This window comes from Butyrivibrio sp. FCS014, assembly GCF_000526935.1.
GTDB lineage: Bacteria > Bacillota > Clostridia > Lachnospirales > Lachnospiraceae > Butyrivibrio.
Genome location: NZ_JAHA01000019.1, coordinates 136457 through 161379 on the forward strand (window position 1 = coordinate 136457; position 24923 = coordinate 161379).

A 24923-nucleotide genomic window follows, 5' to 3' on the forward strand; every position below is an offset into this window, starting at 1 on the left:
ATTCTCCTCCTTTATCAAAGTCCAAGCTCGGACGGCTGTGAGAGTTTGCCTGTTGCTGCACTGGCTGCGGCAACCGCAGGTGAAGCCAGGTAAATCTCAGAGTCAATGGCGCCCATTCTGCCGACGAAGTTACGGTTTGTGGTGGAAACGCATCTCTCTTTGGAGGCGAGAACACCCATGTGTCCGCCAAGGCAGGGACCGCAGGTAGGTGTGGATACGATGGCTCCGGCCTCGATGAAGGTTCTAAGAAGCCCCTCTTCCATAGCCTGAAGATATATGTTCTGAGTTCCGGGGATCACGATGCAGCGAACACCGGGAGCTACCTTTCTTCCCTTAAGAACCTCTGCTGCAGCACGAAGATCTCCGATTCTTCCGTTGGTGCAGGATCCGATAACCACCTGGTCGATCTTGATGTCTTCTATTTCATCGAAGGTCTTTGTATTCTCAGGAAGGTGAGGATAAGCAACCGTGGACTTAAGTGTAGACAGGTCTATGGTGTACTCCTCATCGTACTGGGCATCGGTATCAGCCTCGAACACCTTGTACTCCTTGCCGGGAGCGTGCTCCTTTAGATACTCTATGGTGATGTCATCCACCGGGAATATTCCGTTTTTGCCGCCGGCTTCAATAGCCATGTTTGCAATGGTAAGTCTGTCATCCATAGTGAGGTTCTTAATGCCCTCTCCCACAAACTCCATGGACTTGTAAAGAGCTCCGTCAACGCCGATCATTCCGATGATATGAAGGATGACGTCCTTGCCGCTCACCCACTTTGAAGGCTTGCCTACGATATTGAACTTAATGGCGGAAGGAACCTTGAACCAGGCCTTGCCTGTTGCCATTCCGGCTGCCATATCCGTAGATCCGATACCTGTTGAGAAAGCACCAACTGCGCCGTAGGTGCAGGTATGTGAATCAGCACCGATAATGAGGTTTCCGGGAAGTGTCAGTCCCTGCTCCGGTAAAAGAGCATGCTCAATACCCATCTGTCCCACTTCAAAATAGTTGGTGATGTTGTTCTTAATAGCGAATTCTCTTACGCACTTGCAGTTCTCCGCAGACTTGATGTCCTTGTTGGGAACGAAGTGATCGGGAACCAGCGCGATCTTATCCTTGTCAAAAACGCCGCTCTTAGTGAACTTAGCCATTTCATTGATAGCCACAGGACTGGTTATGTCGTTACCAAGCACCAGGTCCAGATCAGCCTCGATAAGCTGTCCTGCCTCCACATGGTCAAGTCCTGCATGGGCTGCCAGAATCTTCTGGCTCATTGTCATACCGCTCATAGCAATAATCTCCTTAGGCCTTAATTTTTATCAATACATTTCTACTAAATATAACATACTATTTTCAACAGCAACACATAACAAATTTAATCGTTTTTATTGACCTTTTTTAACATTCTGTCTGTGCAACGCAACATAGATTCCCAGCATACAAAAGCCTATAACACTCATAAACAGGCCCTCGAAGAATCCTTCCGGCGAATAGGTCACTCTTATGTCATGTACTCCTCCGGAAACCGGAATCGCCATTAGTCCGTAGTCCGCCTTATATACCGGCGTCCTCTCGCCATCCACCTGACAGCGGAAGCCCTCGGTTGCAGGAACCGAGAAGAACACCAGCGTGTTATCCTTAAGCATCGACGTCTTAGCCGAGAATCCGTGGGTATCCGTCTCAAACTCGGTGCAGGCGCTGCCCGCCCTGGCGATGCAGTCCCCGGTGAACCTGAAGTAGCTCATCTCATCCTCAAGGATATCTGACGCCGTAAGCTCCCTCATATTGATGGTCCCCGCAAGTTCATCCACGGTTTCATCGGGAAGGATCAGAGCCCTTACAAGGTCATAGTCATGCTCCTTGGCCTCAAGCTTCTCCCACTCCGACTCTCTAATATAGAAATCAAAGGTAAATCCCATAGGGATGAAATTGCTGTTCTCAAAAATGTCGAAGCCGTTCTGGGTATCCACATAGTTGTACCCCTCGGTCCCCTCACCGTCGTTAAACACACGGTTCTTGCTGATCTCGGCATTCTCAAAGTAATACCTTCCGGACAAAAGAGCTCTCACTCCCGCCCTGCTCACCGGAATATTGGTCTCCACGGTCCTTGTGATGTCCGCCGTTCCTTTAAGGAAATCGAAGATCTCCGAGGGCACCGTGCTAAGGAAGCAGTGAATGGAAGGGATCCCCCAGACCATGTCGTAGTTGGTGGATGTGCTGTCAACCTCGCCCCTCGCAAACTTCCTCTGATCCACCTCTACAGTATTAAACAGCATCTGCTCCTGCCACTTCTCTTTTCCCCGGTCACTTATGATGGAGCTTCCGTTCCGAACCGGAATATAGGTGGCAACGATGCAGCTTACAACCACCAGGAAAAGAACCATCACATCCCGATAGGTAATGGCACTGCGCTTGATGCCGCTGCCCATTCTCCTTGCAATACCCTTGGTCTTAGGAAGCACAAAGTTCGCAATATACAAAAGTATGCACAGGAACAGCGTTCCGAACATATCCCACAGGAAGATCCTGTTATTATCCGACATCTTAAGGAACACGATATCTCCGGCTTCATCCCTTGAAGGAAGCAGATATACCACAACAAAGAACAGGAACAGCAATATGGCCGCCACCGTGCCCTTCTTCATCTGGGGTGTCTTGCCCCGCTCGGCTGCCCTTGCGGTGAAAAGACACATCATTAGAATCGGCATATAGAACCAGCGGGCGTAATAGGCGCTGTTGAAAAGCGAAAACGAGGAATTAAGGACCGGGATCATTGCCATAGCAAAGCAAACCAGCAGCAGTCTCTTTTCCCAGGTTCTCTTCTTCCTGTTCATGAGGAAGAACGCCACGACGCCGGATATTCCGTACATGGGAAGGTAAGCCGCCAAAGATGCGTTCTTGACGGTCTTGGTATAGAAAAGAGTTCCCTTGCCTATGATATCAGGGAGCATGGCCAGGGATTTGATAATATCCCAGATAAGCTTCTCGCTGGGGTAGATGAGCATATCGTAGCCGGTGACGAAATTGTCCAGCCTTGTATTTCCTCTGATGCCGGCAAAGGCCTGCATGAGGAAAAAGCCTGCGATAAGAACTCCCGTTATCCCGCCAAAAAGTGCCCTTCCAAAGCGCAAGAGCGACAACGAAAGGTCGGTTTTGTCAAAGTATCTAAGGAAATAATAGATAACCAGGAACAGTACCTGTCCAAAGAAGAAATAGTAATTCACTATGGACATGAAGGCCGTCATCAGGGCAAAAAAGATAAAGGGTCTGCCGGATATTCTGATGAAAGAACCGCTCTCTCCGGCTTCTGCTTCCATGAGGTTTTCAAAGCACAGGAGAAAAATCGGGAAGAAACATACCGCATCCGTAAAGTGGTTGAACACTATATTGCAGGCGTTGAATCCCGAGAAGGCATATAAAAAGCCGCCGATCATGGCATAGGTATATTTGCGAACATATCTTCGTATGTAAAGATATGCCGCAGCAGCCGCAATGCCGTATTTGATGGCCATAAGCCCCGGCATAAGATATGGGATTGCAGTTTCGGGAAACAGCGTGGTTATCCAGAAAAAGGGACTGCCCCACAGATAGAAGGAGAAATCTCCCGACATGGTTCCGCCAAGATCAATGTTCCAGTTCCAGAAAAACTCTCCGTTTCTGACTGCCCTGTGGGCAAGGATATAAAAAGGGATCTGCTGAATATTGTAGTCGCCGTAATAAAAGAAGGGTAAACCTCTCCTAATGAGGATCGGCAGAATAGCCAGAAGGTACATAAGGAAGCCGGCCGCGAACATGGTCGCGGGAACATACCAGCTCTTTTCCCCAACATTATCCTTGATGTAATCCTGCCGCAATGCTTTCACAGGCATACTCTCCCCTTGTTACAAATAAATTAAGAGTGCCACCGATAATGAAGGGGCACTCTTAAAGTTTAGTCCAATTTCAGTGCTTTTTCAATTAGGCTTAGTTGTTGATAAGCTTGTCAGACTCGTTGTTCCAGCTGTAGAGCTTTCTGATCTCAGCGCCGATCTTCTCTGAAGGATGCTCAGCGTGGAGCTTTCTCATAGCCTGGAAGTGAACCTGTCCGCCTGCCTCTGACATGTCAAGGAGGAATTCCTTAGCGAAGGTGCCGTCCTGGATATCTGAAAGGATCTTCTTCATGGTCTTCTTGGTCTCATCAGTGATGAGCTTGGGACCTGTTACATAGTCGCCGTACTCAGCTGTGTTGGAGATTGAATATCTCATTCCTGCAAAGCCTGACTGATAGATAAGGTCTACGATGAGCTTCATCTCGTGAACGCACTCGAAGTATGCGTTTCTGGGATCATAGCCTGCCTCAACAAGAGTATCGAAACCTGCCTGCATAAGTGCGCAAACACCGCCGCAAAGAACAGCCTGCTCACCGAAGAGGTCAGTCTCTGTCTCTGTTCTGAAGGTTGTCTCAAGAAGGCCTGCTCTTGCGCCGCCGATTCCTGCGCCATAAGCCAGAGCCATATCAAGAGCCTTGCCTGTTGCATCCTGCTCTACAGCTACAAGGCAAGGAGTTCCCTTGCCAGCCTGGTACTCACTTCTAACTGTGTGTCCGGGAGCCTTGGGAGCGATCATGGCAACGTCAACATCCTTGGGAGCCTTGATAAGGCCGAAGTGTACGTTGAAACCGTGTGCAAACATAAGCATGTTGCCGGGCTGAAGGTTGGGCTCGATGTCCTCTTTGTACATCTTGGCCTGCTTCTCATCGTTGATCAGAATCATGATGATATCAGCCATCTTGGCAGCCTCTGCTGTGTTGTAAACCTTAAGTCCCTGAGCCTCAGCCTTAGCTTTGCTCTTGGAGCCTTCATAAAGTCCAACGATTACGTTGCATCCTGACTCCTTGAGGTTAAGGGCATGTGCGTGTCCCTGTGAGCCATAGCCGATGATGGCAATTGTCTTGCCCTCCAGCAGTGAAAGGTTACAATCTTCCTGATAAAAAATACGTGCTTCCTGTGACATAATATTCTCCTCCATATCGTTATTATTTATTCATCTATGTAGATGACTTTATCAGTTCCGCGTCCGAGACCTGCAATTCCGGTCCTTGCCAGTTCAAGGATCTCATATCCTTCAAGGAGCTTAAGGAAGGCGTCCACCTTGGACTGATTGCCGGTGATCTCGATGATAAGTGAATCAGGGCTTACATCTACGATGTTGCCTCTGAAGATATTGGCTGTTGCGAGAATGCTCTGTCTCTTGTCCGCTTCAGCCCTGACCTTCACCATGGCCAGTTCTCTGTAAACACTGTCCTCCGGGAGCAGTTCATGGATATCTCTGACATCCACCAGCTTGGCCACCTGCTTCTCGATCTGATCGAGGATCACATCGTCTCCTGTGGCAACAATTGTAATTCTGGTGAACCTGGGATCAGCCGTAACTCCCGCAGTAATGCTCTCAATGTTGTATCCGCGTCTTGAAAAGAGGCCGGATATCCTGGACAGAACACCTGAGGTGTTGTCTACGATCAATTGGAACACTTTTTTCTGCATCTGCTGCATTTTCAGCTCTCCTTTAAGCCAATTCAATCCCTGTATTCATCGGCATCCTTTTGCACTTTAAAGTGTAAAGTTTCGCATCTGTTTACACCGGTGATTTTACTGCTTTTCAGTATTGTTTTTGGCTGTTTTTGAATCAATTAAGTCAAATTATAGCACTCTTAACACCAAAGTCAACAACTTTTTCTTCTGCACTTTACATTGTTAATATTTTATAGCGTTAAAGTATAATCCTCGAAACAATAAAACATAAATAATTATTAAATAATTGCCACCGGCATTCTATCCCTCGTATAAAGAGATATAATAAAAACAGCAACCCCGATTTGAAAGGAGAGGCAACATGGAAAAGGATATCAAAGCAATGGAGAACAAAGACCTTGAGAAGGAACTTAAAGATCAGAAGGTTTCTAAGGAAAATCTATCTGACGATGAGCTTGATCAGGTAAACGGCGGCCTGGATGTTCTTCAGACCATACAGACAATAAAGGATATTATCCTCAAATAAAAAACAGTAAAGCTTTCGCCTTACTGTTCCTTACATTTAGTCAGGGCCACTGTTCCGGTCCTGGCTATTTCTACTATGCTTACGCTCTTTAGCATCTCGATAAAGAGCTCTATTCTCTCTGAGGTATCGCAGATCTGGATCACCATCATGTTCTTGGACATGTCGACGATCTCAGCTTTCATGATGGTGCAATTCTCCATGATGTCCCTGCGGTTCTCTTTGTTATATTTGACCTTTATGAGCATGAGTTCCCTATTGATACTCATGCTCTCTTTAAATGTCTTGACCTTGATGACATCAATCTTCTTGTTGAGCTGCTTCTCAATCTGCTCAATGGTCCTCTCATCTCCCGTGGAGACAATGGTCATGCAGGAAACGCTGTGATCTGCGGTCTCACCTACAACCAGTGAATCGATATTGAAATTTCTTCTTGAGAAAAGACCTGCCACTTTAGAAAGTACACCGGCTCTGTTTTCTACAAGTACTGAGTAAATTCTCTTCATTGGAAAACCTCCTGGTTATTTAACAAGTGCCATGGGATCCACATCAACCTCCATGAGGCATGAACTGTCATCCGCAAGAAACTCTTTAAGCTTACTATCAACGTCACTGCTTCCGTCAACTTTGATAAAGCCCATTCCGTAGGCCTCGGCAATCTTGGAAAGCTCCGGATCGCCTTTTAGCTCTACCATGGAATAATGATCATTGTAGGCAAAGTGCTGGTGCTCTCTTACCATTCCAAGGAATCCGTTCTTCATAACAACGATCTTAACGTTTATGCCGTACTGTCTCATGGTGGCCAGTTCCATCATGGACATCTGGAAAGCGCCGTCGCCTATTACCGCAACAACCTGCTTGTTTTTGTCCGCCATCTTGGCGCCCATGGCCGCAGGGATGGAATATCCCATGGTTCCCATACCGCCGGAAGTAAGAAATCTTCCGTTTCTGACAATATGATAAGTGCAGGACCAGATCTGGTTCTGTCCAACATCCGCAACGTAAATACCATCGTCCTTCATGGCATCCGAAAGCTTTGTGATAAAGCGCCCGGGATCCACAAACTCTTTTGACGAAAAGTCTCTGTCAGAGGACATCTCTTTCTTGTACTGATTCAGAAGTTCCACCCATTCCTTGTGATCATCGGAGTGATCGTCATAGGTAAGGAACTCATTAAAAATATTCTTGATATCGCCAACCAGCGGGATTGTAGGGCCGACGTTCTTGCCGATCTCCGCAGGGTCAACATCTATGTGCACCATGACCTTGTTCTCGGTGATAAGGTCAGGCCTGTTCACAGCTCTGTCCGCAACTCTCGCACCGACCATCAGCAGCAGATCCGACTCATTCATGGCTCTGTTGGCATAGGAACGGCCGTTATTGCCCACCATTCCAAAGTACAGAGGATGCTCAGAGGGCATAACACCGATTCCCATCATTGTGGAAACCACCGGCACATCATTAAGCTCTGCAAACTTTAAGAGCTCATTGGTGGCGCCGCTTAAGTGAACACCGCCGCCCACACAGATAATGGGCCTTTTCGCCTTCTCCACTTCCTTGATGACTTTTTTGATCTGGACTGTATTGCCCTTGACTGTAGGCTTGTAGGACCTCATGGAGATGGTCTCGGGGTATGAGAACTTGGTCTCCAGCTCCGCAGTCTGAACATCAAAGGGAATATCAATGAGCACCGGGCCTCTTCTTCCGGTTCCCGCAATATAGAAAGCTTCCTTGAACACTCTGGGGATATCATTTACATCCCTGATAAGATAGCTGTATTTGACAAAAGACTCTACGGCTCCGGTGATATCAGCTTCCTGGAACACATCACTTCCAATCATGTCGCTGTTAACCTGACCGGTAATGCACACAAGAGGAATGCTGTCAGCATAGGCTGTAGCTATACCTGTTATGAGGTTTGTGGCGCCGGGGCCCGATGTGACGGCACAGACTCCCACCTTGCCGCTGATCCTGGCATATCCGCTGGCACAGTGTGCGGCGTTCTGCTCTGTCCTAATCAGCACAGTCTTAATATCCGTGTCCAGAATCTTATTCCAGAACGGATCGATGGCAACTCCCGAATATCCAAAGATAACCTCGGTATTTTCCTTTTCCAGGCATTTTACAATGGCCTCTGCTCCTGTCATTGCATCTCCTCCAATCAGTTACAGTTTATCCAATTCTTAAGATCTTCTTGATAACTCTTACTGCCTCGGCAGCATCCGCTGAATAGCCGTCCGCGCCGATCTCCTGTGAATACTCCTCGGTAACGACCGCTCCGCCCACCATTATCCTAGCCTTCACCTGCTCCTTGCGGGCAAGTTCGATGACATTCTTCATCTCCTTCATGGTGGTGGTCATCAGGGCTGACAGCGCGATAACGCACGCGTCGTTGTCCTTGGCGGCCTTTATGATAACCTCTGCAGGTACATCCTTGCCAAGGTCGATCACGTTAAATCCGTAGTTCTTGAGCATCAGTGCCACAAGGTTCTTGCCGATATCGTGAATGTCTCCGTGAACCGTGGCAATGATCACCGTGGGAAGCTTCTTATCCGGGTCCGCATCCTTCTGAAGAAGCGGTTCCAGAATCCCAATGGAAATCTTCATGGCCTCAGCCCCTGCTATGAGCTGCGGCAGGAAGAATTTACCCTTATCGAAGTAATCTCCCACTTCGTTGATGGCGGGCATCAGCGCCTCATCCAGAATAGCCTTGGGCTCAACCCCCATTTCTACGGCCTTTTTGGTGTCCTTTTCTATCTTGCGCCTTGCTCCGTCGATAACATCTTGTTTTATTATATCAATAATATTGTCCCCGGGAAAAGAAACATCTTCTTTCGCAGGGGCTGTTCCTAGCATCTGAGTGGCAACCGAGACCGAAGCTACAGGGTTGTTTGCAGCCTCCCTGGCTGCTTCTTTGGCCGCTTCCCTGGCCGCTGCATAGAGCTGCATTCTCTGGATATACCTAAGATCTGCACCTTCCTTGTTCATGAGAAGGTCTGAAGCAAATGCGGCATTCACCAGCATCTCCTGGGCAGGGTTCGCAATGGCCATGGTAAGCCCCTTCTCAATGGCCATGGTGAGGAACGCAGTGTTCACGTTGCTTCTCTCAGGCAGGCCAAAAGAAATATTGGACAGTCCACCCACAGTGGCAAAGCCGTTTTCATGACAGTACTCTATAGTGTCAAGGGTGTTAAGGGCAGCCTTAGGGTCAGCGCCCACTGTGGCTACAAGCCCGTCAACAATGATGTCTTCTATGGTAAGGCCCATATCATAGGCTTTCTGCGACAGCTCTTTTATATTGGATATCTTCTCATCTGTGTCCTTGGGAAGTCCCTCGGGGCTTAAAGGAAGCAGGATGAACATTGCACCATACTTTCTTGCCAGGGGAAGGAACGCCTCGGCCTTGCCCTTCTCCAGTGAGATTGAATTGATAAGAGCACGTCCCGGATAAATACGAAGGGCTGCCTCCATAACCTCGGCACTTGAGGAATCTATGCAAAGGGGAAGGTCCGTGATGGTCATTACTTCTTCCAGAACCTTCAGCATCATGTCTTTCTCATCGATGCCGCCCATACCTACGTTGATATCAAGGATTGAAGCCCCTTCCTGTTCCTGGCTTCTGGCAAACTCAGATACCATATCAAGGCTTCCTTCAAGAAGTTCCTTCTGAAGCTTCTTCTTACCCGTAGGATTTATGCGCTCTCCCACGATCATGAACAGATCATCCAGGTCAAAAGACAAAGCTCTTCTCTCGGAACACAGGTACCTGTGCCCGTTTATCTTCCTTGCAAGAGGACGGCCTTCTTCATCAACAGGCTCGATCTTCATTTCGCCTTTATATCTTGCGCTGAGTCCTGCTATAAACTCAGGGGTTGTTCCGCAGCATCCGCCGATAATGGACGCTCCGGCCTTTATAAGCCTCTCCATCTCCTCAACAAAGACTTCAGGAGCCATGTCATATTCCGTTGAACCATCGGGAGTAACCTTGGGAAGTCCCGCATTGGGCTTGGCAATTATGGGAATATTGGTAACCCTTGCCATATCCCTTATGATCTCTTCCATCTTGTCAGGGCCGGTTGAGCAGTTGGCACCAACAGCGCAGGCTCCAAGTGACTCAAGGCAGATAGCTCCCGCTTCCGCAGTACTTCCAAAGAGAGTTCTTCCGTCAGCTTCAAAGGTCATGGTCACCATAACGGCCATATCGGAAATTTCCTTGGCAGCAATAAGTGCAGCTCTGCATTCCTGAAGACTCATCATGGTCTCCACAACGATAATGTCGCAGCCTGCCTTTTGAAGAATGCTTATCTGCTGCTTGTAAACCTCGATAAGTTCTTCAAAGTCCAGATCTCCCACAGGCTTAAGCTGCCTTCCTGTCATGGTGACGTCTCCTGCCACCAGAACATCCGGGCCGACAGCCTCTCTTGCCAGTTTCACAAGCTCTGTATTTATCTTCTCTATATCTTTTTCCAGACCGAATTCTGCAAGCTTTATCCTGTTACCTGTAAAGGTTGGCGCATAGACGATGTTGGCGCCGCTTCCTGCATATCTTCTCTGGAGATCCATCATAACGTCCTTATGCTCCAGTATCCAGGCTTCGGGGCACACTCCCGAGGGAAGTCCCGCCTTCATAAGGTTGGTGCCGGTAGCTCCGTCCAGGATCAGCACTTTGCCTTTGGCAAATTCAAGAAACTGTTGTCTGTTCATTCAAATATCCTTTCTTAACAACAAAGGGTATGATCGCAAATAATATAAGGCTGACAGCCATCACTATAAGGGGCTTCTGCCACATGGCATACATGGGAATGATCCCGTTTTGTGACAGAAGATCCAATACCGCTATAACAAGCACATGGTAAAAGTATATGTTGGAAGACCCCATTTTGCCAAGCTTCCAGAGAAACTTTCCGCAATAAGGCCTTAATTCCGCCACTAAAAGGATTCCGATAACAATGACCACCGAGCCGATGAAGATCTCCTGGCTCCCGAATATCCTGTCCTCGATAGCGCTCATGACCATACCGGCTATGATGAGAAAGGCTCCGGCTTTTCCGCGGTTCTTTGCTCTTATCGCCGGCTCTTTTCCCGAATCGGCATTATCTGTGGCCTCAAGCAGTTCCCCCATGACAACTCCAAGAAGCACAAAGGGCATTCCGAACAGGAGCCAGTTCCTTAGCATAAAAGGCGTGTGGATACTGATGTCAAAGGGCCTTATGGGATAATAGATCCTAAGCCACTGCCCGAAGAACAAAAGTCCTAAAAGCAGCGCCATGACCAGTGCCTTAAAGCGCTTCATCAGCGGCGCGAAGATGATGATCAGGACATATACATAAATAAGGGCAAACAGATACCACATATGGTCGAAAACATAGGATCCGTCATAAATGAATCTTCCGGAATTAAACAGGAAAAAGATAAACGCTTCATAGGCGTTGTACTTCATCGAGAACCATTCACCGATACTCATGCCCTGCAGCATATTTACGATCAGGGAAAAGAGCGTGTGGATGAAATAAACGATAGCGGTAACCTTAAGGAGTTTAAGGAGCCTTTTGGTCACAGCAGCCCTGATCCCGGGGACATCACCGCTTCTTAGCACAGTGCTGCCGGAAAAAAGAAATCTGCCTGTAACCGCAAAAAAGAAAGGAACCGCAAATCTTGAAAGGCTCCCAATCCCGTTGCCAAAAAAGCCGGGAATGGGAGCATGGATTGTGATTACAAAAAGACATGCTATTAACTTGATCAGGTAAAGAAATTCGTTGTCTTTTTTATTCGTCAACGCTGACCCCCTCTACAGAGGGAACTTCCCCGTGTAATACCTGAAGAATGACCATGGCTCTGTTGTTGGCTCTCTCATAGTACTGGGAAGCCAGGGCCTCATTGTCCTCGTCGAAATCTCCGTCATAGGCCATGTGATAGAACTCAGCGGCCTTCTCCATATAATCCGAAGCTTCACCGGGAAGATCGGAAATACCGGAAAACTCCTCCGGAACCTCTAGAGAAGCCATTTCCTTGTAGCTCTCGTTCATCTGGTCCAGCATATAAAGAAGCTCTTCCTTGGAGCCTTCTGCCTCAGGATCAAGGGCATTTATAGCCTGGTCATAATATGTAAGACTTGAATAGAACTCCTCCATCTTTTCCCTGTAGTTTTCAAGCGCAGGGTCGCTCTTCTTGCCGCAGGCCGTAAGAACTGTAAGTCCAATGGCAATGATCGCTATTTTACAAAACTTTTTTAATTTCAATTTTTCTCCCCATATTTAGAAGCAGCGTATAGTCTTGCCTTGGCTCTCGCAAGTCCGTCCCGGGACTTCTTAAGCTCTTTGGGCGACTGCTTCTGACGAAGGTGATCCATGGCAAAGTCGTAGGCTTCCCTGGCCCTTGCAATGTCGATCTCCTCCGGCCTTTCTACTGTATTTACTATAACTATGCACCTGTTGTCAACGGTAAACTGAACGCTTCCCAAACTGACAACACCGTACAGCCACTCCCCGTCAGGTTTTTTGATCTGAATGACTCCGTCATAAATTGCCAGTATCATCTCCTCATGTCCCGGCAGTATTGCCAGTTCACCATCGTCGCAGGGAAGGATTATCTCCTGCGCTTCATCCTGATAGAAGATACCGTTTACGGAAATAACCTGAAGGGTGAAGGTTTTTACCATATCACTCATGTGTTACGCCTCTATCTGTCTGGCTTTCTCAACGACCTCATCAATGGTGCCTACATTGAAGAATGCAGACTCCGGATACTTGTCCATTTCTCCGCCGATGATTGCCATAAAGCCTTTAATGGTCTCGGAAAGCGGAACATACTTGCCCGGAAGGTTGGTAAAGGTCTCTGCCACATGGAAAGGCTGAGACATGAACCTCTGAATCTTCCTTGCTCTGTGGACAGTGGCTTTGTCCTCATCGCTGAGCTCCTCCATTCCCAGGATGGCGATGATGTCCTGAAGTTCCTTGTACTTCTGAAGGATCTCCTGAACCTTCATTGCAGTGGAGTAATGAGCCTTGCCAACAACGCTCTCCTCCAGGATCCTGCTGGTGGAAGCCAAAGGATCAACCGCAGGGTAAATACCCTGTTCCACGATCTTACGTGAAAGAACCGTGGTGGCATCAAGGTGAGCAAAGGTCGTTGCAGGGGCAGGATCGGTAAGGTCATCCGCAGGCACGTAAACAGCCTGTACGCTGGTAACACTTCCAAGTCTTGTGGAAGTGATCCTCTCCTGAAGTGTTCCAAGGTCTGTAGCCAGGGTGGGCTGGTAGCCAACCGCTGAAGGCATTCTTCCCAGAAGTGAAGAAACCTCGGATCCCGCCTGTACAAATCTGAAAATATTATCGATGAAAAGAAGCACATCCTGGTGCTTTACATCTCTGAAATACTCCGCCATGGTAAGTCCCGTCTCTGCTACTCTCATACGGGCTCCCGGAGGCTCGTTCATCTGTCCGAAAACAAGGGCTGTCTTCTCAATAACTCCCGACTCGGTCATCTCGGACCAAAGGTCGTTACCCTCTCTTGAACGCTCTCCTACTCCGGTAAAGATAGAGTAACCGCCGTGCTCTGTGGCGATGTTCTGGATAAGCTCCTGAATAAGTACCGTCTTACCTACACCGGCGCCGCCAAAAAGTCCTATCTTACCGCCCTTGGCATAAGGGGCCATAAGGTCGATTACCTTGATTCCTGTTTCAAGGATCTCAACAACAGGGCTCTGATCTGTCATAGCAGGAGGCTCTCTGTGGATCGACCACCTCTCCTGTGTTGCGACTTCACCTTTCTTGTCTATCGGGTCTCCAAGAACATTAAAGAGTCTTCCAAGAACTTCATCTCCAACGGGAACCTTGATAGGACCGCCTGTAACTTCAACCTCCATGTCCTTATGAAGGCCTTCACTTGGGGATAGCATGATACATCTTGCTGTATTCTCCCCGACATGCTGGGCGACTTCCATGACTCTTTTCTCATCTCCCACAGTAACCCGCAGTGCATCACTGATGTATGGAAGATGGCCGTCATTAAACTGTACATCCACAACAGGGCCCATGACCCTGATTATCTTGCCGTTTTCCAAATCCGTTTCCTCTTCGAAAAATTATTTGTTTTGGGCTTCGGCCATTTTCCTGGCCTTTATTTCCTTGGCTCTCTTAAGAGCCTTGGCTCCGCTGACAACCTCGGTGATCTCCTGGGTTATCATGGCCTGCCTTTGGGTATTGTAGTTCCTTGTCAGAGTTCCCAGCATCTTATCCGCATTTTTGTTGGCGGAATCCATGGCCATCATCCTGGAGTTATGGGCACTGCAGAAGGATTCCACCAATGCGCCGTAGATAAATCCGGTGATGTAATTGGGAACTATATTATCAAGAACCGCTGACGGGCTTGGATCCATGCGAAACTCCTCAAGCATCATACCGGCAGGTGGTGCTTCTTTTCTCACATCCTCGATGATGTCCAGGGGAAGGAGTTTCTCGAACCTTGCCTCACTTGTTACGCCCTTCATGGTCGTAAATACGATATAGAACTCGTCTATCTTGCGCTCGTAGTAATAGTCAAGGATCTCCGCCGCAATCTTCCTAGCTCTGTGCAAAGTGGGATTCTGCGGTGTGAAGGAAAAGAACTCCTCAATCTCGATATTCTGAGAATTGAAATGATATCTTCCTATCTCTCCTATGACAAAGAGCTTCCACTCTCCCTTGAAGGCAGCGATACTCTCCTCTACGGTGCGAACCACGTTGTGGTTGTAGGAACCGGCAAGGCCTTTATCATCGGTGATGATGATGTAGCCTCTCTTTTTCTTCTCCTCGGGGATATCGCCCCTGGTCTCAAGAAAGATGTTATCAACGCCATCGGGAAGGTGCATGGCAACACTCTTTATCATATCCTGAGAGGCGTAGAAAAAGGGCTCTGTCTCAGAGAGCATTTTCTTGGCCTTCCGAAGCTTGGTCGAAGAGATCAGATACATCGCATTTGTAATTTTCCTGGTCTGATTGACACTGTCAATCCTGTCTCTTATCTCTTTGATATTAGCCAAATCACTGTACCTCTATCTCGCTGTTGAACTTATCCACAGCCTCCAGTATCTGCCTTCTGAGGGTCTCGGGAAGATCTCCTCCCTTGGTGATCTCCTTGCAGATATCTAAATGCTCGGTGTTAAAGTATGTGATCAGCTTCTCCTTATATTCCTGGATCTTCCTTACCGGAGTGTCGTCCATTCTGCCTGCTCCCACAGCCACAAGAATGATGACCATCTCATGCATGGCAAGAGGGTGCTCCAAGGGCTGCTTTAGCAGTTCCATAAGGATATCGCCGTGATTGAGCTGTTTCCTGGTTGTCTCATCAAGGTCAGAGCTGAACTGGGTAAACACAGCCATCTCTCTGTACTGAGCAAGGTCCACTCTTATGCTTCCGGTGGCCTTCTTCATGGCCTTAGTCTGAGCCGCACTTCCTACACGGGATACGGAAAGTCCAACGTTCACCGCAGGTCTTATTCCCGCGAAGAACAGGTCACTCTCAAGGAATATCTGTCCATCGGTAATGGAGATAACGTTGGTGGGTATATATGCAGCAACGTCTCCTGCCTGGGTCTCAATAATAGGCAGCGCAGTTATGGAGCCGCCTCCCAGGTCTGAAGAAAGCTTACTCGATCTCTCCAGAAGCCTTGAGTGGAGGTAGAATACGTCTCCGGGATAAGCCTCACGTCCCGGAGGACGCTCAAGCAAAAGAGACAGCGCTCTGTAAGCCACTGCGTGCTTGGAAAGATCATCATAAACTATGAGAACATCCTTGCCCTGATACATGAAGTACTCAGCCATAGCTGTTCCCGCATAAGGCGCAATATACTGAAGAGGCGCTGTATCTGCGGCGGTAGCGCATACTACTGTCGTATACTTAAGCGCGTCGTTCTTCTTAAGAGTCTGGATTATCTTGGAAACAGTGGATGCCTTCTGTCCTATGGCGACATAGATACAGATAACACCCTTTCCCTTCTGATTGATGATGGTATCAAGAGCGATGGAGGTCTTACCGGTCTGTCTGTCACCGATGATAAGCTCTCTCTGGCCTCTTCCTATAGGGAACATGGTGTCAATGGAAAGGATTCCCGTCTCCATGGGTTCATTGACGGACTGCCTTTCAAGGATTCCCGGAGAGCGCTCTTCAACCGCTCTGTAACCTGATTCCTTGATCTCTCCAAGACCGTCTATGGGAGTTCCCAGGGCATCAACAACTCTGCCGATAAAGCCCTCTCCCACGGGAACACCGGCTTCCTTGTAGGTTCTTACTGCACGGCTTCCCTCTCTTATACCTTTATCACTGCCCAAAAGGATACAGCCCACGTGATCTTCTCTGATATCCTGAGCCATTCCTCTTGTACCGTCTTCAAATTCAATTATCTCACCGTAAAAAGCGTGGTCTATTCCCTCCACGTTGGCGATGCCGTCACCAACCCAGGATACGGTTCCCACCTCTCTGTCTTTGACAGACAGTTCGAAGTTCTCAACCTTATCTCTTATCATGGAGATGATCCTGCCGGTATCGGTAGTACCAAGACCCGTCTTTATGGTATTGAGTTCTGCGCGAAGCTGTTTTGCTCTGCCCTTGTCACTCCAGTCATACTCGAAGTTGCCGCAGGTGACAATAAAGCCGCCTCCCACCTCGGGATCCTGAATGCACTGTATGTCTATCGGTGCACCTTCAAACTTATCCGAAAGGAGTTTCTTTATGCCCTCAAGCTGCTGCGGGTTCGGAGCGGTTACTGCATAGCGCAGTGTTGCGTTCATAGTATTATCCATTATGTGCTCCGGCTTCACTTATAAATTTGTCATACAGCTGGCTGTCGTCCTCAGCACTGTGCTTGGTTGCGGCAATCTTGGAAGCTGCATCGATAACCATATCCTTGAGCTCGCCCGCATACTCTTCTCTAGCCTTCTCAGCCTCAGCCTCGGCATTATGCTTTGCCTCGGTGATGATGCGGTCTCCCTTCTTCCTGGCATCAAGGACAATCTTCTCATACTCGTCGTATCCCTGCTTCTTGATGGATGCAAGAATAGTTTCCTTCTCTTCCTCTGCCTGAGATATCTTGCGCTCGTACTCTCTCTTGGTGCTCTTGGCTTCCTCAAGGGCGATGTCAGCAGCCTTGGTGGCGCTGTCCACTTCCTCCTGGCGCTTCTTAAGTATCTCATCGATCCTGCCAAACAGGAATTTCCTGACCACAAAATAGAGAATGAGAAGGTTTATGATTGTACATGCTATATTGAAGATACTGATATTTAACATGTTCTTCCCCTTTTCTTATTTTTTGATCATGAGAAAAGAATGATCATAATAGCTACTACGAATCCGTAAATAGCTGTTGCCTCTGCAAGAGCGCAGCCAAGAAGCAAAAGCTTCATGATCTTACTCTCAGCCTCAGGCTGACGTGCCACAGCATCTGTTGCCTTGGATGTGGCAATACCGATTCCAAGTCCTGCGCCAATTCCGGTAAATGCGGCGATAGCTGCTCCGATTGCTGTTAAGTTCATATTGATTTCCTCCTTAAATGATCTTTATTCCACAGCCTCTTTAATATAAAGGGACGTCAAAAATACAAAAACATAAGCCTGGATGCACCCGTCAAAGATATCAAAGTATACGCTCAAAGCTGCCGGCAGGATAACAGGAACCACGTGCTTTAAAAGTTCCATGATAACCGTAGCTCCCAGAATATTACCGAAAAGTCGCATGCACAAAGACAAAGGTCTGATACCCAGCTCCAAAACATTCATGAATGCGATGGCTGCCATGGGCTGTCCGAAACTCTTAAGCCATCCCTTGGGGCCTTTCTTGGCTATTCCGGCAATCTGAACGAGAATGATACTCATCAGGGCCAATGCAATTGTTACGTTGAGATCCATCGTGGGCGGTGTAAGCCCAAACAGTCCGACCATATTGGAGCAGGCTATAAATATAAGTACCGTGACGATATAAGTACTGTACCCTTCAGCCTCCTCTCCAAGCATTCCCACGGCTACTCCCCGAAGCCACAAAACTGCGGTCTCCAAAGCTGCCTGTCTCTTGGATATGTTGTGGACCTTAAGATTCCAGGTCATTACCAGGATCAGAATAATGAGGAAAGCAAGAACTATCCAGGAAACAAACACTGACTTATATATGTCAAAAAAGCCGTTTCCGAAAGGTACGTGGATAAACGTCTTGTCCTCCATCAATAACTCGTTGAGCATTTCTTTCATATCAGGTACCCCCTGAGAAAAAACTTACTTTCTATTATAGAAAGAAGGGACAGTTTCTGCAATGATAAACTGTCCCTTATATATTATCATATTATGCGTTATCGGTTTCCGTCTTCATCGGATTCATCGTCCAGATCAAGCACGTCATCCTCTTTGGAGGTGCGCCTTACTTCATCATTGGAGTCATCATAGAAGATCTGTTCCTTGTTCTCAATCTTCTGGGAAAGCTTATTGAGAACTCTGCTGATAAGTCCCGGAAGCTTGCCTCCGTTCTTCCTGATGTTATTCAGGACAATGAGAAGAATGATGATCAGTATGAGGAGTACAACAGCTGCCACAATAACAATGGTCCATGCTGCATCCTTGGCACCCTGAATGCTTACTGAAAGTGTAAGGTCGTTGCCTTCTACTTCATAAGTTGAGTACTCTCCGACAGTTCCCGTCTTCTTAAGAGCAACTCTGTCCTTACCTTCTCCAAGATAAAGAACCGGTGTTCCGCCAAGATATCCGCCCATGGCATTGGCAAGATCAGCAAATCTGTTGATAGCCTTGAATCTGATCTGGTGGGTCTTCTGGCCGTCATCAGGAATAGTAACCTTCAATACCTCATAATTATCAAGGTGAGCGGATACTTCCTCATCCGTAACATTGATGGTCTTCTCTACAACGAGCTTGTCATCCTGATGGAAAAGGCCATCTACAAGAAGCTCGGACTGATTAACGTCTCCTGAAGAATTGTTCTCAGCCAGTGTGGTCTTGTAGCGCTTATACTCAGCTGTAATTGTCACGTCACTTGTGAGCTTGTCTATTCCGTCAATATCCCAGTCTGCGTAGAATCCGTCTTTGGTATCAACGTTTGGATACTCGGAAACCTTGAGCTCATCGCCGTATTTCTTTACAAGTCTTGCAACCTTTTCTCTTCCGCCGTCAAGGTCTTCATCTTCCACTACGAAGTTAACGGTAAGATTACCAAACTCTCCGGGAAGGCTTCTGTAAGAAGTTTCAGAAGATGCTGTGTCTTTGCCTTCTGTACTGACAGCAATAACCTTGGATCCATCACCGGTAAGCTTCTCATCGGCAGGGTTTTCGGAGTTCTCACTCTCTGCTGCATTTGACTCCTCTGTTTTAGGAGCTTCTGCCTGAGTCTCTTTCTTCTCCTTCTGTACAAATACTCTGTTATTGATAACATCCGTATAGGAAACAGGCTCAGCCTTAAGCTTGTAGCTTACACGATCAAGACCTGCAAGGTCGTCACTTACAAAGAAGTTATTTCTGACCTCGGCCCCTTCAGCCACATGTCCGGCTATGGCACCTGACCAGTCGGTTGTATTGTCAATGTTTACAATGGTAAGACAATCCTTGATGTGCTTACCGTCTCCGGCGATTCCTCCAACATAGGAATTACCCTGCATTTCACCCTTTGCATAGCCTTCAACGATATAAGAAATTGAAGCGCCTGCTACACCGCCGACATACTGTCCGTCAGAAGCCTCTACTCTTGCATAGCTTCCGCAGTTAAGGATCGTACCCATATCCTGACGTCCGCAAACGCCGCCGGCATAATCCTTCTGAGACTTTACATCGCCGTAGTTACGGTTTCCTCTAAGTACGCACTTTGTAAGATAGGATCCGTTAAGACCTGAATCCTTAAGTCCTGTTACATCGCTCTCCTTATCGAAGTCGTACTCAATAGCCATTGTTCCGGCAATACCGGAAATATCAATATCGCCCTTTACATATCCGAAATTGAAGCAGGAATCAACGGTTGCATCCGTTGTTTTCTCAGCATCCTCAAGGGAATCATCGCTAAATATGTTGGTGTAATCCTTCTCAAGAACTCCGTCAAGAGCATCGGTATAGAGGTTAAGGATGTTGTTGAACTGATCGTTTACAGCAGAAAGATCGGTTACGATAACACCTGTAGCTCCGTTTACCTCCTGGTTGAGGAGTCCGAAGTTGTCGTTCATGGAAGCGAGGTTATCGGCAAGGCTTGTGGTATGCGCTCTGTACTCATCAGAGAACTGAGGATATACAATGTCTTCTCTGCCTGATACATTGCTAAGGATCGACTTGGTCTGCTGGCCGGCTTTTTCAAGGCTGTCGGAAGCGGATTCCAGATTGGCCATCGCTTCTGAGGTGTCTTTTCTGGTATCGGCACTCATCTCCTCTGCGTGATTAGCGTAAATACCAGCAAGAGTCTGAGAAGAAGTCTGAAGATCATCCTTATAAGCGTCCTTACCAATTTCTCCGGTTTTAGGACTCTGATAGTACTTCATAGCATGCTCATTAGCTTCTTCCTGAGCACGCTTAGTTGCATACTGATCCAGTTTGCTATCTGTCTCCTGCCTTGCATCTTCGCTGTTGGTTACAGGGAACTTATCTTTTTCACCTGTCGTAGGATTGGGGTTTGAATGTATCCAGGTTCCTTTAATAGCGGGACCGGTTCCATTTTTAATGTGCTCCTGTATGTGGTTGTCCAAATGATCCCAACCGCTCTCGTCAACCACATTGCCGTTCTCATCGTAATATTTAAGATCTGATGTAGAAGCAGAATAATCGAGGTCATTCTTTTCTGAAGAGACATATGTGTTGTAGTAAACATTATATGAATTATTGTAATTCTCTTCATATTGCTGCGCAGCACTTACAAGAGTAGCCTTAGATTCTTCGTACTGCCTGCGCTCATCAGGATCTGTAATATAGTTATCAATATTCAGATCCCCTGCAGCATCCTTCATCTTGTGTGCTGCTGCTTTGCCGCTTCCTGCAGCGTTTGTAACATTGTCGATAGGTCCGCCGTTCTTGGAAGATTCCTCAAGAACGTAATCTACTCTTGAGATAGCCTCTGTTGTTGCTGCAGAAGCATCATTTACGAAATCAACGGTACCGTTTGCAAGATATCTGGTATCCTCAACAGCCTTTCCTGTAAACTGCTGGATCACAGCAAGTCTTGCTGTTATGGTGTCTGACTGATTCTTGGTATCATTCAGAGTTGCTGCAACGGTGTCGTGAAGCTGAGCCACAGCCTCCTGAAGCTGATAAGCGATGTCGGTTGCAAAGTCTACAGTGATATAGGGTTCTGCCTGTCCGACAATTCCTCCGATATCCTTTCTGCCCTTAACGTTTCCGTTGTTGGTGCAGTTGTAGAGATATCCGGACTGTCTTCCTGCGATTCCGCCGATGTTATATCCAACGTGATCGTATCCAATCTCTCCGTTGTTGATGCAGCGTGAAATGATTCCGATTGACACGCCTGCGATTCCACCGATGTCTGTAACTGTTACGTCTGCATCTGCCTCGTCGTCTTCCTTATCAACACCGTTCTTAAGTACATTCAGAACAGTATTAAGCTTTTCCATGGAGTCGATGGTTATCTCTGTATCTGTATTGGTTGTATTTACAAGGGCTTCGTTCTTGCAGTTTGCGATATTACCGTCGTTCTTGCCGGCGATTCCACCTGTGAAATGAGTTCCGCTGATAAAGCCTTCAGCCGTACAGAATCTGATGTCTCCGGAAAGCTGGTTGATACCTGCAATTCCTCCTATATAGTCCTTGCCGTTAACAACTCCCTTGAAGCTGCACTCATTTATATATCCGGCATTCTCACCGCAGAAACCACCGATAATGGTGGTATCTCCGGTAGGCATAATTGAACCTGTAACATTAAGGTTCATAACTACCGCATTCTTCTGAATGTGTGTAAAAAATCCAACGTAAGACTGGCCTGACTTGATGTTAACCTCAGAAACGGTGTGTCCCTGTCCATCAAACACTCCGCCAAAGGAAGGAATACCGGTGAAGTTCTTGCCCACAAGGCTGATGTTCTCTGTAAGTACAACCTTCTTGTTGGCAGACCAGGTATCCATCTTACATTTCTCCGCAAAGCCAAGAAGCTCATCTGCTGTTCCGATCTTTATCTCTTCCATGGCCACGGGAATAAAGCTTGAAAGCTCATCTTCGATATCGGCATCAACGTCTACTGCATCCTCTTTTTCTTTTTCCTGGGTACCTGTTGTAACGTCCTCAGGAAGAGATCCGGCTTCCTGAGATACTCCGTTCTCATTCTCGGCAAAAGAAACTACTGCTGAAGTTGTAAATACCATAGCCGCAAGAAGGGCTGCAATTATCCTCTTTTTCATATTACACGCCCTCCTCTTCCAAAACCGGCGTTGTTGTATTATCTTCATCCTCAAGCATCTGAACGTCACCGTTCTCTATATAAGCACTTACGTTACCGCGAACCACAGCATGAACCACACCGTTTACGGTTCCGTCAATCTTACCACGGACAACGCCGTCAATTCTCATGGCGCCTGAAAGCTGCTTGGTCTGCAAAGGCATGTTCATAACAAAGGCTGTAAGTTCGATAACCTTATCACCAACCAGAAGGATCTGAGGAAGAACGAACATGGTAACAATGATGGAAATGATTGTTCCTCGTCCAAGAGCCTTTCCGATTCCATAGATAGCACAGTCGGAAGTCATCTTACCGATAAGAGTTCCCGCAACCGCCAGCATTGTACCGGAGGTAATGATCGTAGGGAAGGAAAGATTCATGGTATCGATAATGGCGTCTCTTTTGCCCATCTTCTCACGAAGCTCTGTGTATCTGCCGGCGATAACGATGGCGTAGTCGATGTTGGCACCCATCTGAATGGAACTTACGATAAGGTAGCCAAGGAAGAACAGATTGTCCTTGCGGATTGCGGGGATTGCGAAGTTCATCCAGATACATCCCTGAATAACCGCGATCAGCAGCACAGGCATACCTGCGGATTTGAAGGTGAAAAGAAGTACCACCAGAACCGCCAGGATGGAGATGATGCCTGTAACCTTGTTATCCCTGCTGAAGCACTTCTCAAGATCGTACTGGCTCACTGATTCGCCAACCACATAAACCTTGCCCTCTTCGTAGTGCTTCTCTCCTATGCTACGCATAGTATCGATGAATGCAAAGGTCTCGGGAGATTCCTCGGGAAGATTGAGATAAACCAGAATTCTGGAGTAGTCCTCGCCTCTAAGCTGATTCTTGGCAAAGGTCATCATCTTATTGGCATCTTCCAGCTTCTTCATCAGGTCATCGTTGAGGGTTACATATCCCTCTTTTACCTCCTGATAAACAAACATGAACATGTCGATGAGGGGAACCTTATAGTTTACAAGGCCGTTGATAGCCTTGGCATAATCTTCGTCGTTAACTGCGTAGGCTGCATAAACCAGCTCCGCAATTTCATAATCTATATCCAGGAGTTCGGAGAACTGACGGGGTGAAAGTTTGTCTGTAAGTGTATATCCGCCAAGGGCCTCGGTATTGGCAAGACCTGTAATGGAGCTCACTTCGTCTCTGGCAAGAAGATCTTCTATAAGAAGCTTCTCTTCTTCATAGTCTCCCGAAGGGAACACAAGAGCCACGAAGTTGTCTGACTTGAAGTTCGCCTTCTGCATATTCTGGGCTGCCTGAACCTCATTGGTAAGAGGCGGTGTGATCTTGGAATAGCCGAAAACGTAAGGTGTCCTTGCCTGAATGAAATAAGCGGCTATAATGACCACAACAAACAGCGGAGCCACAATAAATCTTGATGCATATGCAAATTTACCAACAAAAGGAATCTTGGGAATGAAATTCTTGTGCTGGGTCTTCTCCATGAGAGGTGCGAACACCATGATGATACCCGGCATAAGAAGGAATACTGAAAGAAGGCTTAAGACGATGGACTTCATAAGAATGATACCCATGTCCTTGCCGATTCCAAACTGCATGAACAGCATTGCGAAAAGACCGCCCATGGTAGTCAGTGAACTTCCGGAAATTTCCGGAATGGATTTGGAAAGAGCCAGAATGGTCGCTTCTCTGTAAGGAAGCTCTGCGTGTTCCTCTTTGTATCTGTTAAGGAAGATAACTGCGTAGTCTACCGACAGTGCCAGCTGCAATACGATGGTCACGGAGTCAGAGACAAAAGAGATAGTGCCCATTAGGAAGTTGGTTCCCATCTGTACAAGAGCTGCCGATCCGAATGTCAGCAAAAGAACCGGAACCTCCGCGTAAGCCTGTGATGTTAAAAGAAGCACAAATACTACGATAAATACTACAAGAATTGAGATGATGCTCATCTCGTGATCGATGAGCTTGGACTGGGGATCTCCCAGTGTAGATGAAAGGTAAGCATCATATGGTTCGAAATATGCGGTTACCTGATCAAGAAGTGCCAGACACTCCTCTTCATCCTCATCGTAATCAAAGGTGATGTCAAACAGAGCGGATCCGTTATTGTAATGCTTGTCGGTCTCATCCACTTCTGCGACAAATACTCCGTCAATGTCTTCCAGTTCATCCTTAATAAGAAGTGCCTGGTCATAGGATATATTAGCCACCATGACCTTGACGGATCCGTATGTCATGAACTGCTCTTCCATAAGATCCAGGCCCATCCTGGTCTCTGAAGTAGCAGGAAGGTATTTGTCAAGTTTGTTCTCAACTCCTACCCAATTTCTTGAAACAGCTGAAAATATGCAGAGAATCGCATAGATCAGAAAGAACAGATTGCGCTTATCGACTATGAAAGCGCAGATTTTGAGCATAAAACTATTGCCCTTTTTTTCGTTGTCGTTCATTCCCCTTGTCCCCTCAAACTTAAAATTGACTGCCGGTCAAACACCGACACAAAAAATTATAAACTA

Annotated in this window: 19 protein-coding genes; 1 reads left to right on the forward strand and 18 read right to left on the reverse strand. The window is 47.3% G+C overall.

What is annotated here, in order from left to right; translation table 11 throughout:
* Nucleotides 1-14: 14 nt before the first annotated feature.
* From leuC to ilvN (T456_RS0113770), 4 genes are all read right to left on the reverse strand, one after another.
* Entirely contained in the window at nt 15-1286 is a 1272-nt protein-coding gene (gene leuC / locus T456_RS0113755) for a 3-isopropylmalate dehydratase large subunit (protein ID WP_024866598.1), read from the reverse strand.
* Nucleotides 1287-1382: 96 nt separating this feature from the next.
* Nucleotides 1383-3860 (reverse strand): YfhO family protein, encoded by a 2478-nt coding sequence (locus T456_RS0113760; RefSeq protein WP_197026902.1) that lies wholly within the window; start codon nt 3858-3860, stop codon nt 1383-1385.
* A gap of 100 nt (nt 3861-3960) precedes the next feature.
* Nucleotides 3961-4989: a ketol-acid reductoisomerase gene (gene ilvC / locus T456_RS0113765; protein ID WP_024866600.1), complete on the reverse strand. Its 1029-nt coding sequence runs from the start codon at nt 4987-4989 to the stop codon at nt 3961-3963.
* Between the two features lie 26 nt (nt 4990-5015).
* Entirely contained in the window at nt 5016-5519 is a 504-nt protein-coding gene (gene ilvN, locus T456_RS0113770; protein WP_024866601.1) for an acetolactate synthase small subunit, read from the reverse strand.
* Between the two features lie 349 nt (nt 5520-5868).
* Here ilvN (T456_RS0113770) and T456_RS22570 point away from each other — a divergent pair, with 349 nt between their 5' ends.
* Nucleotides 5869-6033, forward strand: a complete 165-nt coding sequence (locus T456_RS22570; RefSeq protein ID WP_155838113.1) for a hypothetical protein — start codon at nt 5869-5871, stop codon at nt 6031-6033.
* Between the two features lie 20 nt (nt 6034-6053).
* Here T456_RS22570 and ilvN (T456_RS0113780) read toward each other — a convergent pair whose 3' ends face one another.
* From ilvN (T456_RS0113780) to T456_RS0113845, 14 genes are all read right to left on the reverse strand, one after another.
* On the reverse strand, nt 6054-6536 hold the full coding sequence (ilvN, locus tag T456_RS0113780; protein WP_024866602.1) for an acetolactate synthase small subunit: 483 nt from the start codon (nt 6534-6536) through the stop codon (nt 6054-6056).
* A 15-nt stretch (nt 6537-6551) separates the two neighbouring features.
* Entirely contained in the window at nt 6552-8177 is a 1626-nt protein-coding gene (ilvB, locus tag T456_RS0113785) for a biosynthetic-type acetolactate synthase large subunit (protein WP_024866603.1), read from the reverse strand.
* A gap of 25 nt (nt 8178-8202) precedes the next feature.
* Nucleotides 8203-10734, reverse strand: coding sequence for a homocysteine S-methyltransferase family protein (locus T456_RS0113790; protein WP_024866604.1), 2532 nt, complete (start codon nt 10732-10734; stop codon nt 8203-8205).
* Nucleotides 10712-11806: an acyltransferase family protein gene (locus T456_RS0113795; protein WP_024866605.1), complete on the reverse strand. Its 1095-nt coding sequence runs from the start codon at nt 11804-11806 to the stop codon at nt 10712-10714. Before T456_RS0113795 ends, T456_RS0113790 begins: the two co-directional genes overlap by 23 nt.
* Nucleotides 11796-12269 carry a hypothetical protein gene (locus tag T456_RS0113800; protein ID WP_024866606.1) on the reverse strand — a complete coding sequence of 158 codons (474 nt, stop codon included), beginning with the start codon at nt 12267-12269 and terminating at the stop codon, nt 11796-11798. The genes T456_RS0113795 and T456_RS0113800 overlap by 11 nt, the downstream gene beginning before the upstream one ends.
* A complete protein-coding gene (atpC, locus tag T456_RS0113805; protein ID WP_024866607.1) occupies nt 12266-12697 on the reverse strand; it encodes an ATP synthase F1 subunit epsilon in 432 nt (143 codons plus the stop codon). The genes T456_RS0113800 and atpC overlap by 4 nt, the downstream gene beginning before the upstream one ends.
* Before the next feature lie 3 nt (nt 12698-12700).
* Entirely contained in the window at nt 12701-14092 is a 1392-nt protein-coding gene (atpD, locus tag T456_RS0113810; protein ID WP_024866608.1) for a F0F1 ATP synthase subunit beta, read from the reverse strand.
* Between the two features lie 21 nt (nt 14093-14113).
* The gene (gene atpG, locus T456_RS0113815) at nt 14114-15049 is read right to left on the reverse strand and encodes an ATP synthase F1 subunit gamma (protein WP_024866609.1); all 936 of its coding nucleotides are present in this window, start codon (nt 15047-15049) and stop codon (nt 14114-14116) included.
* A gap of 1 nt (nt 15050) precedes the next feature.
* Nucleotides 15051-16808 carry a F0F1 ATP synthase subunit alpha gene (atpA, locus tag T456_RS0113820; protein WP_024866610.1) on the reverse strand — a complete coding sequence of 586 codons (1758 nt, stop codon included), beginning with the start codon at nt 16806-16808 and terminating at the stop codon, nt 15051-15053.
* Nucleotides 16801-17292, reverse strand: coding sequence for a F0F1 ATP synthase subunit B family protein (locus T456_RS0113825; protein ID WP_024866611.1), 492 nt, complete (start codon nt 17290-17292; stop codon nt 16801-16803). The genes atpA and T456_RS0113825 overlap by 8 nt, the downstream gene beginning before the upstream one ends.
* A 26-nt stretch (nt 17293-17318) precedes the next feature.
* Nucleotides 17319-17537: an ATP synthase F0 subunit C gene (atpE, locus tag T456_RS0113830; RefSeq protein WP_024866612.1), complete on the reverse strand. Its 219-nt coding sequence runs from the start codon at nt 17535-17537 to the stop codon at nt 17319-17321.
* 24 nt (nt 17538-17561) lie between these two features.
* Nucleotides 17562-18245, reverse strand: coding sequence for a F0F1 ATP synthase subunit A (locus T456_RS0113835; RefSeq protein ID WP_024866613.1), 684 nt, complete (start codon nt 18243-18245; stop codon nt 17562-17564).
* Between the two features lie 98 nt (nt 18246-18343).
* The gene (locus tag T456_RS0113840; protein WP_024866614.1) at nt 18344-22384 is read right to left on the reverse strand and encodes a hypothetical protein; all 4041 of its coding nucleotides are present in this window, start codon (nt 22382-22384) and stop codon (nt 18344-18346) included.
* Between the two features lies 1 nt (nt 22385).
* Nucleotides 22386-24857 (reverse strand): MMPL family transporter, encoded by a 2472-nt coding sequence (locus T456_RS0113845; protein WP_024866615.1) that lies wholly within the window; start codon nt 24855-24857, stop codon nt 22386-22388.
* Between the last annotated feature and the right edge of the window lie 66 nt (nt 24858-24923).